The sequence below is a fragment of the Grimontia sp. SpTr1 genome (assembly GCF_947387585.1).
Classification (GTDB): Bacteria; Pseudomonadota; Gammaproteobacteria; order Enterobacterales; family Vibrionaceae; genus Enterovibrio; species Enterovibrio indicus.
Window position 1 is genome coordinate 26,866 of record NZ_CANDOD010000007.1, and the last position, 13,632, is coordinate 40,497.

The 13,632-nt window shown below is 48.8% G+C and carries 14 protein-coding genes and 2 pseudogenes; 10 read left to right on the forward strand and 6 right to left on the reverse strand.

The window, feature by feature from the left end; genetic code table 11:
- Nucleotides 1-4: 4 nt before the first annotated feature.
- Both QL223_RS11815 and QL223_RS11820 read right to left on the reverse strand, forming a co-directional pair.
- The gene (locus QL223_RS11815) at nt 5-775 is read right to left on the reverse strand and encodes a prolyl oligopeptidase family serine peptidase (protein WP_281544852.1); all 771 of its coding nucleotides are present in this window, start codon (nt 773-775) and stop codon (nt 5-7) included.
- Nucleotides 776-865: 90 nt separating this feature from the next.
- The gene (locus QL223_RS11820) at nt 866-1,216 is read right to left on the reverse strand and encodes a hypothetical protein (protein WP_281544853.1); all 351 of its coding nucleotides are present in this window, start codon (nt 1,214-1,216) and stop codon (nt 866-868) included.
- A gap of 129 nt (nt 1,217-1,345) precedes the next feature.
- Between QL223_RS11820 and QL223_RS11825 the strand changes: the two genes are divergently transcribed.
- The 6 genes and pseudogenes from QL223_RS11825 to QL223_RS11850 all read left to right on the forward strand — a co-directional run.
- Complete coding sequence (locus QL223_RS11825) at nt 1,346-2,212, forward strand: AraC family transcriptional regulator (protein ID WP_281544854.1); 867 nt, start codon at nt 1,346-1,348, stop codon at nt 2,210-2,212.
- A 138-nt stretch (nt 2,213-2,350) separates the two neighbouring features.
- A complete protein-coding gene (locus tag QL223_RS11830; protein ID WP_281544855.1) occupies nt 2,351-3,217 on the forward strand; it encodes a hypothetical protein in 867 nt (288 codons plus the stop codon).
- Between the two features lie 68 nt (nt 3,218-3,285).
- Entirely contained in the window at nt 3,286-4,176 is an 891-nt protein-coding gene (locus QL223_RS11835; RefSeq protein WP_281544856.1) for a protein-ADP-ribose hydrolase, read from the forward strand.
- On the forward strand, nt 4,164-5,027 hold the full coding sequence (locus QL223_RS11840; protein ID WP_281544857.1) for a hypothetical protein: 864 nt from the start codon (nt 4,164-4,166) through the stop codon (nt 5,025-5,027). Before QL223_RS11835 ends, QL223_RS11840 begins: the two co-directional genes overlap by 13 nt.
- 144 nt (nt 5,028-5,171) lie before the next feature.
- Nucleotides 5,172-5,270, forward strand: a pseudogene (locus tag QL223_RS11845) (thiamine-binding protein); the annotation flags it as partial.
- Nucleotides 5,271-5,530: 260 nt separating this feature from the next.
- Nucleotides 5,531-5,743 (forward strand): annotated as a pseudogene (locus QL223_RS11850) (thiamine-binding protein); the annotation flags it as partial.
- A 64-nt stretch (nt 5,744-5,807) separates the two neighbouring features.
- Here the strand turns inward: QL223_RS11850 and QL223_RS11855 are convergent.
- Entirely contained in the window at nt 5,808-6,134 is a 327-nt protein-coding gene (locus QL223_RS11855) for a gamma-glutamylcyclotransferase family protein (protein WP_281544858.1), read from the reverse strand.
- A 264-nt stretch (nt 6,135-6,398) separates the two neighbouring features.
- Here QL223_RS11855 and QL223_RS11860 point away from each other — a divergent pair, with 264 nt between their 5' ends.
- The 3 genes from QL223_RS11860 to nadN all read left to right on the forward strand — a co-directional run bounded on the left by QL223_RS11860 (nt 6,399) and on the right by nadN (nt 9,324).
- Entirely contained in the window at nt 6,399-6,824 is a 426-nt protein-coding gene (locus tag QL223_RS11860) for a hypothetical protein (RefSeq protein ID WP_281544859.1), read from the forward strand.
- Between the two features lie 94 nt (nt 6,825-6,918).
- Nucleotides 6,919-7,293: a hypothetical protein gene (locus QL223_RS11865; RefSeq protein WP_002539916.1), complete on the forward strand. Its 375-nt coding sequence runs from the start codon at nt 6,919-6,921 to the stop codon at nt 7,291-7,293.
- Nucleotides 7,294-7,497: 204 nt separating this feature from the next.
- Nucleotides 7,498-9,324, forward strand: a complete 1,827-nt coding sequence (nadN, locus tag QL223_RS11870) for an NAD nucleotidase (RefSeq protein ID WP_281544860.1) — start codon at nt 7,498-7,500, stop codon at nt 9,322-9,324.
- Nucleotides 9,325-9,373: 49 nt separating this feature from the next.
- Here the strand turns inward: nadN and arsB are convergent, their stop codons facing one another.
- The 3 genes from arsB to QL223_RS11885 form a co-directional block, all read right to left on the reverse strand.
- Complete coding sequence (gene arsB, locus QL223_RS11875; RefSeq protein WP_039850183.1) at nt 9,374-10,399, reverse strand: ACR3 family arsenite efflux transporter; 1,026 nt, start codon at nt 10,397-10,399, stop codon at nt 9,374-9,376.
- An 81-nt stretch (nt 10,400-10,480) separates the two neighbouring features.
- Nucleotides 10,481-10,828, reverse strand: a complete 348-nt coding sequence (locus QL223_RS11880; protein ID WP_002539914.1) for a metalloregulator ArsR/SmtB family transcription factor — start codon at nt 10,826-10,828, stop codon at nt 10,481-10,483.
- 96 nt (nt 10,829-10,924) lie between these two features.
- Nucleotides 10,925-11,953 carry an AraC family transcriptional regulator gene (locus QL223_RS11885; RefSeq protein WP_281544861.1) on the reverse strand — a complete coding sequence of 343 codons (1,029 nt, stop codon included), beginning with the start codon at nt 11,951-11,953 and terminating at the stop codon, nt 10,925-10,927.
- Nucleotides 11,954-12,114: 161 nt separating this feature from the next.
- Between QL223_RS11885 and QL223_RS11890 the strand changes: the two genes are divergently transcribed.
- A complete protein-coding gene (locus QL223_RS11890) occupies nt 12,115-13,623 on the forward strand; it encodes a coniferyl aldehyde dehydrogenase (protein WP_281544862.1) in 1,509 nt (502 codons plus the stop codon).
- Nucleotides 13,624-13,632: the final 9 nt, after the last annotated feature.

The window sequence follows — 13,632 nt, forward strand, 5'->3', positions numbered from 1 at the left end:
AGCATTATGCCTGACAATCCGCCTCTATTGCCTGAGTATTCTTGCTTTGGTTCAAAAGCACATTCACTTTTCTAACCACCGCATCCACGACAAACTCATCCAGAAAAATGTCATGACCACCGGGAATTAAATCGACGTTCACTGTCTTGCCTTGCTCCTTCAACACGTCACCATAGGTTTCAGTCAGGTAAGGCTGGGTGACATCGTCTTCCATGCCGCAAATCAGATGGATATCTGTCTTGGCATCGATTCTGTCCACCAGCGCAATCGGTGAGGTTACCCGAAGGCTGCCCCAAAACAGCGGATTTCGGCGTTGTTCATACATGTCTTTGCGCCAACGGTTAATATCCGCAGGGCAGGAAACCATCACCGCTGCATCAGCAAGGCTTGGATAATACGCGATGATCTTTCCCGTTATCGCCGCGCCACCGGAATGACCACAAATGACCACTTTTGATGGGCTATAGAGATCTTTTAGCGCTTGAATGGCCAAGACAATATGCTCGATACGTTTGCGGTTGTAATTGTCCCCAACGGTAAAACCTTTCCAACCCCCGGATTTTCGTCCCAGATTATCTTTATAACCCGGCCTCATTAACCCGACAGATACGACATTGCTAGTGCGCTTAGCAATGGCTTTCGCAAACTGGTTTTGATAAGTCACCGCACCAAAAGGACTGTCGCCATGAATTGCCACAACCAGACAAGGATGAGCCCGCACACCATTTTCGTGAATGTCGACAATGGTTCTGCGGTTATCTATGTTGAGTTCCAAGCGAACGCTCCTTGAAAGGTTGGATTATGTATGAGCAAAACGAGCCAGCCTTAGACTGACTCGAGGTATAAATAATGAGGACGAGCTAGTTTAGCTAAGAACCGCGTAACTGACACAGAGACCAAACGCGGGCAATCCCGCGAAGAAGAGCTTGAGAAACATTCGGCTGTCGTAGAACCGACGCACTGCATTTAATTCTGCTGCAATGGTGTTATCTACCAAGCTGGAAGCGGCCACGCTTGCTTTATCTGCATCAACGAGAGAGTCACTATCGTCGAGCCAAAGAAACAGTATCGACAAGCCCCACAAGCTCGTCACCGCGCCAAACACATAATCAATCCAGCGCGTGATACCAAATAAGCCTGTGACCTGGTCAAAGCCCCAAATTCCTGCAACCACTATCAAGTTACTTACCAGCACAAATCCCGCCAGCTTTAACATCGTGACCTCCCTCTACGATGGCTATTTCTCTAACCCATTCAATCTATTGCATAGTTGTAACAACAGTCACGTCTGGCATTCACAATGCGCTAAGATGATTCCATCTTTTTCCAAATTTTCGCGACGCATATGGCAATTCCACTGATCGACTTTAAACAGCGTGAAGCCGCCCTACAGGACGTGGAGATCATCGAGCTTTCAAAACTCTATACCCGCAAGTTCAAAGATCACGATCCTCAAGCACCGCACCGCCTTTCCTTCTTCATGACAGTGATTTTTGAAAAAGGGGAAGGTAAGCAGATGGTCGATTTCAAGGAACACACCTTCAAACCCGGCACGGTAATCAGCGTGCAGCGTGAACAAGTGACAGCATTTGATTTAGGGGATAAGCCCGAAGGGAAAATCCTGATATTTACACAAGAATATCTGGATGCGGTTCACGCCAACATGAAGCTGCCCAGTTTCACGCCGACGTACCTCAACAGCCAATACTCGCCGGCCTTTGAACTGGATGAAGAAAACCGTAAACGCACATCTTCATTACTTAATGAAATGATCGCAGAGCTCACCTGTGAAGGTGGTGACCCATTGATCGTGATGTATTTATTCTCAGCGTTGACCTTACTTCATCGACGTTTGAAAACTGTCGGGGAAGTCGACAACCTTTCTCCTTCGCAAAGTCGTCTCCTCTCGCGCTTTGTCGCACTCCTACAGGAACATTTTGAACGTACGCGCGATGCAAACTGGTATGCCGACCAACTTGCTACCACCTATAAAACTCTCAATCAGGTTTGTAAGGCATCTACGTCTCTCACCGCCAAACAAATGATTGATGCCTTCACCATTACAGAAATCAAACGGCGTTTGGTGGTGAGCAAAATCACCTATCAACAACTCGCCTATGACTTCGGGTTCGAAGACCCAAGCAACTTCGTTAAATACTTCAAAAAGGAAACCGGACTCACGCCTAGCAAGTTCAGAAATCACTATCGATGACTATTGGTGTATAAAGGGCTTGCACTGAACTTAGTTTTCTCAGGTTCGATATTGACCATTTTTCTGCCTATTTCCACTCTGCACGGATTCAGTGCAACGTCCTAACATGGCTTCAACACCGAACAAAAGGACGAGACAATGAAAACAATGACAAACAAACTTCTTCGCTCTGTTGCTGTAGCCAGTGTGATGGGAATTGCTGCATACAGTGCCCAGTCAGCGTCGGAGTCGCTCTCAAACAAGGACAAAGCCGTCGCACTGATCAGCAGTATTGAAACCGGTGACCACGCGCCAATCGCTTATGTAAACCCGAACAAATACATTCAGCACAACCTCGCAGTTGGGGATGGTCTGGAAGGATTCGGTGAATTAATGAAAGCCTTGCCTGAAGGTGGCGCGAAAGCCGATGTGAAACGTGCATTTCAGGATGACGATTACGTGTTCCTGCACACTGAATACGACTTCTTTGGCCCTAAAGTTGGCTTCGACGTATTCCGCTTCGAAAACGGCCAAATTGTTGAGCATTGGGACAACCTGCAAGACATCGCCCCGACAAACCCTAGCGGTCGCACCCAGCTCGATGGCCCAACCGTAGCGGTTGATCTGGATAAAACTGAAGAGAACAAAGCCATTGTTGCAGACTTCGTGAAGACCATTCTGATGGAAGGCAACATGGCGCGTATCAATGACTTTATCGACAACGAACCAGAGGCCTACCTGCAACATAACCCGATGGTAGCTGACGGTTTGGCAGGTTTGGGGGCAGCACTGCAAGCGCTGGCTGAGCAAGGCATGCCGATGTCTTACACCAAAAACCACAAGATCCTGGGTCAAGGCAACTTCGTGTTGACGATCAGCGAAGGGAAATTCCTAGATGAGCACGTCGCGTTCTACGATTTGTTCCGCGTCGACAACGGCAAAATCGTTGAGCATTGGGATGTGATTGAAACCATTCCACCACGCAGCGAGTGGAAAAACGATAACGGCAAGTTCGGCTTCCAATAAGCGTATCTTCCACTGTCAAACATCCATCATGAGGCCACAAACGTGGCCTCAGTTATTCGGAGGTCAGCATGAGAAAATTGACTGTCAGCGACTACGCCGATCGCATCTCGCTCCATCGCCCGTATGTCCCAACGCTATTGCAACGCCTGACGAACACTGCATTGGTACTCAGAGTATTGCAGGAACTGACACCCGTTCTGCAAAAATCTGGCATCAAAGACGTTCGCGAGTTGGGTTCCGATAAGCAACGCACTCTGCTGGACTCCGCCATTACTGTTCTTCCGCCAGGTTATCTCAGTGAAAACGGTAAAAGTGCGCTGGATACCCTGCTATATGCAGAGCGCCAAAGCCAATCAATCACAGATGTCAGCGAATTAGCGCCATTTCTAAAAATCGGTGACACCAAGGTAGTGCTCTGGCGTGGAGACATTACCACACTGAAGGCAGACGCAATTGTAAATGCCGCAAATAGCCAGCTTCTCGGGTGTTTTCTGCCCCAGCACAAATGCATTGATAACGCGATTCACAATCGAGCGGGTGTTCAATTACGTGAAGACTGCGATGTCATCATACAGCTTCAAGGTGGAGAGGAACCAACAGGCGAAGCAAAAATTACACGGGGTTATAACCTGCCTGCAAAATACGTCATCCACACAGTTGGGCCAATTGTACAAGGCAGTGTGACTAAAGAGAGCGAGCAATTACTCGCCGCCAGCTATCAGCACATTTTGGATATTACTCAGGAAGTCGAAGATGCACGTAGTGTCGCCTTCTGTGCGATTTCTACCGGTGTATTTGGCTACCCGATTGAACAGGCAACACCAGTGGCGATTCACACCGTCGCTAACTGGCTGAAAGACAACCCCAGCAAACTGGATACGGTAGTTTTCAACGTGTTCAGTGAACAGGATTACGATGTTTACCAATCAGAACTGGAGGAGTTTGTATGCAAAAACTGAATCTTCAAACATTGAGAAATGTCTCCACTCTGATCAAAGACGCCGACGCGATCTTGATTGGTGCAGGTGCCGGGCTGACGGCAGCTGCGGGGATCAATTACCTCGATCGCGACAAGTTTGCCAAAGTGTATCCGGGCTGGAAAAAGAAAGGCTTCAACGCCCAATACGAGCTCATGGGTTATCCCTATTGGTCGAAACAGGAGCAATGGGGTTACTACAAAGTCCATCTGGAGTACGTGTATTTCTCTCAGGGTGCGAACCCGCTGTATGAAGCTTTGTATGATCTCGTGCGCGACAAAGACTACTTTGTAATGACCTCCAATGTGGATGGTCTGTTCTACAAAAGTGGATTTGCCCGCGAACGTTTTTACGCACCACAGGGCGACTACGGAAAAATTCAGTGCACCAAGCCGTGTTCACAGGAAGTGTGGGACATTAAACCCTTCCTCGATCGCATGGAGCCCTATTTTGATCCTGTCGAACAGGTGCTGACATCAGAGCAAGGTGTGCCGAAATGTCCAAACTGTGGCGAAGACATGTTCATTCATGCCCGCGTCGACGGTTCATTTATCGACACCGTGCATGAAGACGAGCGCCAAGCATTGATCCAATGGCTGGACAACAACCGAGAGAAGAAGGTCGTGGTGCTGGATTTAGGTTCAGGTTTTAACACGCCAACCGTTATCCGAATTCCCATGGAGCACATCACCCATGCGTTTCCGAATGCAAGTTTGGTCAGGGTGAATATGGATAATGCCTCCACGCCGCCAGAGTTAGGGTTTAAAGCGACGTCTATAAAAGGAGATATCGCAGAATTTGTTCATCAAACCCGCACATTGATGGTTGCGTGATCACCTCCATATCAGGGCAGAAAGTGCTGCCCTTTTCCTTCCTCTACAGCGACAGTTTTCTGGGTTAAGATGCCGCATCTAATGTGACAAACGGCAATAAATATGTCTCAGAACAACGCTGTAAATACCATTGAAAACCAAGTCATGCTGGCCTTTCAGGTCATTCCACGCCTCAAAGAAGGTAACAATTTCGAAGTGGTCGACAAAGCCATCGACGTGGTGAAAGCTGCCAATGTGCCATATACCCAAACGACCTGAAGATGCCGATTCAGCGAGTTTGACTGGCGTTGTGATCGCGGCGTCACTTTGCAGGTGTAGTCATCTCCATCAAAAAGGGACAACAAAGAGCACGACGTCAGTCAACTCGCCCGAAGGGAGGCCCTCAATGCGCCCACTTCATCGTTAAATTCCACGGAAATAGAACCACTATTCCTCGCAAAATTTGCCTCGAATTGAACGCATTGATGACCTCTGAATGCGAGCATCTTCAGGTCGTTTGGGTATATAAGGTCGGCGCGATGGAAACCACTATGAAAGGCGAGCTGGATTACTTACTGGAAGTGGTCAAAAAAGCGCAGCAGGCTTGCTACGATGCAGGCGCAGTGGAAGTGATCACCAATATCAAAATCCACAGCAAAACAGACGCTGCGACAGATACCTTCTGCACCTATCACCGTGGCGTGACAGAAGCGAACCATATGTTTGTGGAAAAGTAAGAAAGCCAGAAACACAAAATCCACCCGAGGGTGGATTTTTTCGTTTCAATATTCCCGATAAATACTATTTCAGGGCGTAGACATAAGCCTCAACAACCTTGCCATTTTCACAGGCTGCTCGAGTCAATACTCGCTGATATCCCTCGCCTTCAAACTCATCTAAGCGTTTCCAGTATGAAGGTAAGGCTTCAGAACTGAAGATAAACCCTTCCACGTTATCCGATGATTCTTCAAGCATAATACCGGGGTAACCTTGTTCTGCCCCCCAGCCTTCCTGTAGCAGCTTTCCTTTCACCGATGCGGGCTCCCACGTGCCTGGAACCAGTGCTAATACATGCTCGTTCGGACGCCCGGGTGCCAGCGTTCCATAGACAAATAGACGAGAAACCATCTTCAACTCCTCCAATGGTTTTTTCGCTATCCTAGCACCGGAATTGCTAGCGGATTTTATCGAATTTTGGACGGAATGAAGTTTATATCTGGAAGGTGTTACATCCTGTCCCAACATCAAATAAATGAATAATAATCAATCATATAATTGGATATCACTCGCCTTTTTATGCCCCATACCCCGCGTCTTCACTAGCAAACGTTAACATCTCCCCATTACTCTCACACCACAACCACTTAGTGTGTTAAGAACGGGCTCATGACCATGAAGAAACTAATCATCGCTGCTGCTATAGGCCTCACGGCTTTTATCATCTACTCAGAAGCAAACCGTGAACAAAGAGAACGCATTAATTATGCGCAAGCTCTGCCTGAAGCTCCTGCCTTTGAGGCCTCATCAAACTTCGACGGCCAGTGGGAAGGTAAACGTATTGATATCAGCGGCGACAACATCTGCCTCGAAACCCGCATTCTCGGAAGCATTGAAGAAGGCAAAGTATCCCTTCGCTTGATGTATAACAACACTCTGCTGAAGGGTTGGATTGCCGATGATGGAAAGCTTGAACTCTACAGCGATAACGAGCGCTGGGGTTACGATTTCAAAGGGACGGCGCTAAACGGTCAAATTGATGGCGAGTGGAAGGTATCAAATGCGCCCTGCCGAGGTTCGTGGAAAGTGGTGAAGGTTTAATCTTCAGAGCCTCAGCACTGGAAAACTGTTCGAATGAGCAGATTAATGAGAAAGTAAAAAAGCGTTCGCAACTAGGGATAAAAGGAAAAAGAGCATGAACTATCTGGTTTTAATCGCTGTGATTCTTCTTGTCTGTCTGGCAGCCGCTCACTCCTACTTGGGCGAACGCTATATTCTGCAACGTCTTTTCAGAAGGGATAACTTGCCCAAGTTGTTTGGGAATGATGATTTTACCAAGCGGACATTGCGCTTCGCTTGGCATGTCACGTCTATCGCCTGGCTGGGTTTTGCAGGCGTTATCATCGCCCTGTCTCTCCCAACGGTTAATGTCTCCCTTATTGCCACAATCATTGCTATCACCTTCCTTATTCATTTCGTTATTGCGCTTGTCGGCTCTAAAGGTAAGCACCTCTCCTGGATAGCATTTTTGATTGTCACTTTGGCCGTGTATTTTGGGGTTTCACACTAGCTCCGGCATGAATTGATAGCGCCACAATTTCATATAAACCTCTTATCGCTGTTTCCCAAAACCCTTTGAAAGCACTCCACACATTATCCGTCTCACCCTTGCATCATCTTTGTTTTGTCTTTTTTTCTTTACTTGAGTGACACAAAGCTTCAATAGCTTAGTCCGCTAAAGAAAGCGCTATCTTCACTAAGGAAGGAACGAAGAATGAAAACCAAGGTTCTCGCTGCGGCTGTCGCAGCGCTGTCTCTCCCGCTCACGGGCTGCTTTGAACGTCCAATGGATCTCACCATCGCACATATCAATGACCATCACTCTCATCTGGAAGCTGACGATGGTTTAGACATCACCGTTGGTGGTGAAAGCACACGTGTAGAAGTGGGTGCTTTCCCGCGCGTCGTAACCAAAATCCGCGAAATCGACGAATCAAAACAGAACGTTCTGAAGCTACACGCGGGCGATGCCATCACTGGCGATCTCTACTACACCCTGTTTGGCGGTGAAGCCGATGCAGCCATGATGAACCAGGTGTGTTTCGATGCTTTCGCGCTGGGTAACCATGAATTTGATGACGGCGATACGGGCCTGAAAACCTTCCTGGATCAGCTGGCAAGCGGTGACTGTAACACCTCAGTAGTCGCAGCAAACGTTCGCCCAGAAGTCGGTGTATCTCCACTCACACCAGAAGGTCCTTGGGACTCTTTCCGCCCATTCGTGGTGAAAAGCTTCCATGGTCAGAAAGTCGGTATCATAGGTATTGATATCGCCACCAAAACCAAGAACTCATCTAATCCGGATTCAACCACTGAGTTTTTGGACGAAACGGAAACCGCGCAAAAGTACATCGACAAGCTCAAGAAAAAAGGCGTGAACAAGATTGTTTTGCTGACTCACTACCAATACGGCAACGATCTGGAGCTAGCGAAGAATCTGAGTGGTGTTGACGTGATCATCGGTGGTGACTCTCACAGCCTGCTGGGCGATTTCGATGCGGTCGGTCTGAACAGCGCGGGCGACTACCCAACCATGGTGACGAACAAAGATGGCGACCCGGTTTGTGTCGCGCAAGCTTGGCAATATTCCTCAATCGTTGGCGAGCTGGATATCAGCTTCGACCGCAAAGGTGTCGTTGAAGCGTGTTCGGGTACCCCTCACCTGATGCTGGGTGACACCTTCAAGCGCCGCAACGCTGAAGGTACCCGTGTAGAACTGGAAGGTGCTGACCGCGATGCCGTTTACGCAGATATTGACGCAAACCCCGTGCTTTCAATTGTTGAGCGTGATGCAGAAACGCAAACTCTGCTGGACACTTACACACAACGCATCGAAGAAGAAACCCAAACTGTCATCGCGAACGCGACCTCTAATCTGTGTCTTGAGCGTGTTCCAGGGCAAGGTATCAGCTCGCTCTGTGATGTGACTGAAACCCAGTCTAACGGCTCTGATGTTTCAAATTTGGTGGCGAAAGCTTTCATGTTGCAGAGCCTAGAAGCAGATGTTGCCATTCAGAATGCGGGAGGTGTGCGTGCCGACGTCCCTATGGGTGATGTGACTATCGCGACCGCCTATCAACTGCTGCCATTTGGTAATACCTTGGTGAACCTGAACATGAGTGGTGCTGAAATCAAACTGGCTCTGGAACAAGGCGTGGATTATGTTCTGAACCCAGACAGTTCAAGCGGTGCCTACCCTTACGCTTCGGGTCTGCGTTTTGATGTGGATATTTCGAAAGCGTTTGGTGAGCGTGTCACCAATATCGAAATCAATTCGCGCTTAGCAGGTGATTGGGTAACGCTGGATACAGCAAGTACCGAAACTAATATTCAGGTGGTAACCAACAGCTTTGTCAGCGGTGGTCGCGACGGTTACTTCGTGTTTGGTGATGTCACCAATGATGGTCGAGCAGTTGATACTTACCTTGACTACGCAAAAGCTTTCGTAGATTACGCAGAAGCGGTTGGCACACTGAGCAAACTTCCTCTCGAAGAGTACAGCACCCAGCGTTTTTACGACGCTGACGGTAACCTGCAGTAATCAAACACCTATCTAATCAACAAAGCCCGCAAATGCGGGCTTTGTTATTCTAGGCCTTTGCAGGCTCAAACCAGTGGGTTGTTCTGTTTGCAAACCACACTAGAGATAGCATCACGGGGACTTCCACCAGCACGCCCACAACCGTTGCCAATGCCGCACCTGAATGCAAACCAAACAACGAAATCGCGACGGCGACTGCCAGCTCAAAGAAGTTAGACGTACCAATCATCCCAGCAGGAGCTGCAACGTTATGTGGAAGCTTGAGCCATTTGGCTGCACCGTAAGCAATCGCGAAGATGCCGTAAGTTTGAATAAGCAGAGGTATTGCAATCAACAAAATGGTTTGAGGCTGGCTGACGATGGTCTTCGCCTGAAAACCAAACAGCAACACAACAGTGCCAAGAAGTCCCACAATCGACCAAGGCTTTACAGCCGTCAGGAAGCTTTGCAGTTTTTCCTCACCTTTCGCGAGTAAGTGTTTACGAGCCCAAGCACCTGCGACCAGCGGAAGAACAACATACAAGGCAACGGAGAGAATCAAGGTTTCCCAAGGCACCTGAATATCTGTCACACCCAGCAAGAATGCCGTGATAGGGGCGAAAGCAAACACCATAATGAGATCATTCACTGACACCTGAACCAAGGTATAATTGGCATCTCCTTTGGTGAGCTGGCTCCATACAAAAACCATGGCGGTACAAGGCGCCACACCAAGAAGAATCATACCCGCGATGTATTCGCTTGCACTTTGTGGGTCAACCCAATCTGCAAAGATTCCTTTGAAAAACAACCAGCCCAACGCTGCCATGGTGAAAGGCTTCACTAACCAGTTGATTACCAGCGTCAGAGCCAGACCTTTTGGCTTTTTTCCCACGTCTTTGATGGCGGAGAAATCGACCTGAACCATCATAGGAAAGATCATCACCCAAATCAGTACCCCAACTACCAAATTTACGTGTGCAAATTCCAGATTGGCCACCACTTCAAAAGCAGAAGGAGCAAGATTTCCAAGCAGTACACCCGCACCAATACACACTGCTACCCACACGGAAAGGTAGCGTTCAAACATCCCCATCATTCAGTCCTAAGTCAGTTTAATATATGAAAATTCATATATATTGAGCCATAAAAACACCATCATCCTGGCTCTCTACTCTTAACAGCAGGTAGAAACGCGCTCTGGGCGATCGCCCATTTTGCATAGGCGGGTCATACATTCTTGCAGGAAGACCGGATTAGAATCGGTCGTCACGGCAAGCACCTCTTTCGCCCACGCCGGCAATGCTCTGGAAATGCTGTAGAACACCCACTGGCCCTGACGGCGATCGGTCAGCAGTTGGCATTTACGCAATTGAGCAAGATGACGGGATACTTTTGGCTGGCTTTCTTCGAGCGCTTCCATCAACTCACACACACAGAGCTCCCCTTCCTGTTGCAGCAACATCAGGGTTTTCAAACGGGTTTCATCAGCTAAGCATTTGTAGAAATTAACGGGAGAGATCATTCATATTCACCAGATTATCGTTCACCCAGCATACTTTATATATGTTTTTCCATATGTAAAGTGACATTTGGATGTCAGCACTTTTCCTTCACTGAATCAGGCGCAAAGTTGGTTTCGATAATCTCTCGGCGAAGCGCCACTCCACTTACGAAAAGCATGACGGAAGTTAGCGGGATCTGAAAAACCCACCCGCTCGGAAATGTCTTCAATGCTGATTTGGGTTGAGCGCAGGTAGTGGCGGGCAAGACTGAACCGCACATGATCCAGAATGTCCTGAAACCCGGTGTTTTCATTTTTCAGGTGACGGCGGAGTGTTCGGGAAGACATACCAAGCTCTGAAGAAACCACTTCAATCGACGGATACCGACCGGGGTTTTCCAACAACATTTGTGTAATTTTTTCATTCAACGTCAGCGCACCCGAGACTTTCTCCAGCATCTCATCACAGGATTTAAGGCACATACTCAGCGTCATCGGATTTGCGGTTGGCAGCGGCTCATAAAGCTTAGTAGCGTCGAAATGCCATTCAAGGTGTTTGCTGTTGAAATAAACCGGGCAGTGAAAGGTTTCTTCATAGAGTTCGGCATATTCCGGCGCAGGGAAGGGAAAATAAATGGCTTTGGAAGGGAACGGTTGCTGAATCACCTCTTCACACAAACTCAAGATCGCCGCAAACCAGTATTCAGAACAAAACGGCAGCAATGAATCCAGCTCCACCAGCTGATCAGCACGGAAGTAGCCGACATCGTCTTCTACCCACATGGTTTTCTTGAGCACGGGTCCCGCCAAGCGAAGGTATTTGAAACCCATCATCAAGGCGTCAAGCAAAGTACTGCTGCTGAATACGGCGTAGCCCAGGACGCCAAAGTCGCTAAACCTCGCCTGTTGACCGACCTTCAACCCGAGCCCCGGCTCTGAGGTGTTATTGATGGCATTGCTGAAGGTAGCGAGTTTTTGCATCAGGGTAATGTGAGTATCAGGCGCGTAAAGCCTGTCTTGTTGCAATCCGGTTCCTTCAAGAAGGGTTTCCATCGGCACGCGATCTTGCAGATAACGGCTTAAAAGCTGCAAATCCAACACGCCACAGGACTTCATGTCTGGCTCATAAACCGCAGTGTACTTCATGGCGCTTCCCCAAGCTGCTCGTCACCGGAAACAGTGATAGGTCTATAAATACCGCAATTTTGTCCGAATATCACCGGATTTTGTCTTTTTGTCACCTGTTCGGGGGTTTGACCGGGTGTTGTAATCAATGGGTAAATGACAAAACCATCAGGAAATCGGGAATGAACAGTCAAAGCAGTACCGCACCTTTCTCCCAACACACTGCGCTTAGTGAATTAGAGACGTGGTTTTACGCGCTGAAATCAGCCTATCAGCAAGATACCCAGCCCACACTGGAAGATAGAAAAGCTCAGCTTTCCGCGCTGAAAACCCAGCTTCGCCGTTATCAGAACGTGTTGGCTCAGGCCATGAGTGAAGATTTTGGTGGCCGCAGCCATTCTGAGTCTCTGATGGCAGATGTGCTGGGGCCGATCCTCGACATCAATAACGTACAAAGTCACCTTCGCCGCTGGATGCGTCCGAAACGCCGCCCAACGGAATGGCTGTTCAAAGGCAACAAACTGGAACTTCGTTACCAGCCGAAGGGTGTGGTTGGCATTATCTGCCCTTGGAATTTCCCGCTTTATCTCTCATTGGGTCCCTTGATCACCGCGCTCGCTGCGGGTAACCGCTGCATGATCAAAATGCCGCCAAACTGCCCAAAAACCACCTCCGCATTGAAAACCATGCTGGCGGAAATCTATTCAGAAGATCGTGTTTGCGTTGTGCCGGGCGATCATCCTCAGGCAATGGACATCAGTCATCTACCGTTTGATCATCTGGTCTTTACCGGATCACCAAACAGCGGAAAGATCATCATGGCGAACGCATCAAAGAACCTCACGCCAGTCACCCTTGAGCTGGGTGGAAAATCCCCTGCGGTGATCTTTGATGATTACGACATCCAGCAAGCAGCCAACCGCATTGCCCACGGCAAGAGTTTTAATGCCGGGCAAATCTGTATCGCACCGGACTATGCGTTCGTGCCAAACGAAAAAGTGGATGCCTTTGTTGGAGCGCTATCCCGCGCTTACAACAAGATGTATTCAGGTATCGCGGGCAACGCTGATTGCACGTCCTTGGTTGATGATGCCCAGTTCGAACGCTTTCAGGCTCTCGTTGAAGACGCCAAAGCCAAAGGTGCCAACATCATCAAATGTCGCGATGACAGCGATAAACGCAAAATGCCGCTGCACATTGCAACCAATCTGTCGACGGACATGCGGATTTGTCAGGAAGAAATCTTCGGGCCCCTGCTGCCCGTTCATGGCTACAGCAGCCTTGAAGAGGTCGCTGATTACATCACTAACCGCCCAAGACCACTGGCTTGCTACCTGTTCAGTCACGATAAAGAACGTCGGGAATGGATGCTTGAGCGCACCCACAGTGGCGGCGTCACTATCAACGATTGGGGCTGGCATGCCCTGAACCATGCCGTGCCGTTTGGTGGCATTGGTAACTCTGGCATTGGGAATTACCACGGCGAAGAGGGCTTTCGCGAACTTAGCCATGCCCGGACCGTTTTGCAGATGCGCCGTTGGTTCCCAATCAGCCTGTTCGCGCCGCCATATGGCAACCTCGCGCAAAGACTGGTGATGCGACTATTCATCGGCAAACCCGATCCCATGCTTTCCACACAAGACAATGCCAACGCCGCTATTGAAACCCCAGACATCGCTTCTGGACGATAGTGCTCGATA

What these genes read in the sequence shown, in the direction of transcription:
- QL223_RS11820 (WP_281544853.1), bottom strand. Translation starts at nt 1,216, where the DNA reads ATGTTAAAGCTGGCGGGATTTGTGCTGGTAAGTAACTTGATAGTGGTT.
- QL223_RS11825 (WP_281544854.1), top strand. Translation starts at nt 1,346, where the DNA reads ATGGCAATTCCACTGATCGACTTTAAACAGCGTGAAGCCGCCCTACAG.
- QL223_RS11830 (WP_281544855.1), top strand. Translation starts at nt 2,351, where the DNA reads ATGAAAACAATGACAAACAAACTTCTTCGCTCTGTTGCTGTAGCCAGT.
- QL223_RS11835 (WP_281544856.1), top strand. Translation starts at nt 3,286, where the DNA reads ATGAGAAAATTGACTGTCAGCGACTACGCCGATCGCATCTCGCTCCAT.
- QL223_RS11840 (WP_281544857.1), top strand. Translation starts at nt 4,164, where the DNA reads ATGCAAAAACTGAATCTTCAAACATTGAGAAATGTCTCCACTCTGATC.
- QL223_RS11855 (WP_281544858.1), bottom strand. Translation starts at nt 6,134, where the DNA reads ATGGTTTCTCGTCTATTTGTCTATGGAACGCTGGCACCCGGGCGTCCG.
- QL223_RS11860 (WP_281544859.1), top strand. Translation starts at nt 6,399, where the DNA reads ATGAAGAAACTAATCATCGCTGCTGCTATAGGCCTCACGGCTTTTATC.
- QL223_RS11865 (WP_002539916.1), top strand. Translation starts at nt 6,919, where the DNA reads ATGAACTATCTGGTTTTAATCGCTGTGATTCTTCTTGTCTGTCTGGCA.
- nadN (WP_281544860.1), top strand. Translation starts at nt 7,498, where the DNA reads ATGAAAACCAAGGTTCTCGCTGCGGCTGTCGCAGCGCTGTCTCTCCCG.
- arsB (WP_039850183.1), bottom strand. Translation starts at nt 10,399, where the DNA reads ATGGGGATGTTTGAACGCTACCTTTCCGTGTGGGTAGCAGTGTGTATT.
- QL223_RS11880 (WP_002539914.1), bottom strand. Translation starts at nt 10,828, where the DNA reads ATGATCTCTCCCGTTAATTTCTACAAATGCTTAGCTGATGAAACCCGT.
- QL223_RS11885 (WP_281544861.1), bottom strand. Translation starts at nt 11,953, where the DNA reads ATGAAGTACACTGCGGTTTATGAGCCAGACATGAAGTCCTGTGGCGTG.
- QL223_RS11890 (WP_281544862.1), top strand. Translation starts at nt 12,115, where the DNA reads ATGAACAGTCAAAGCAGTACCGCACCTTTCTCCCAACACACTGCGCTT.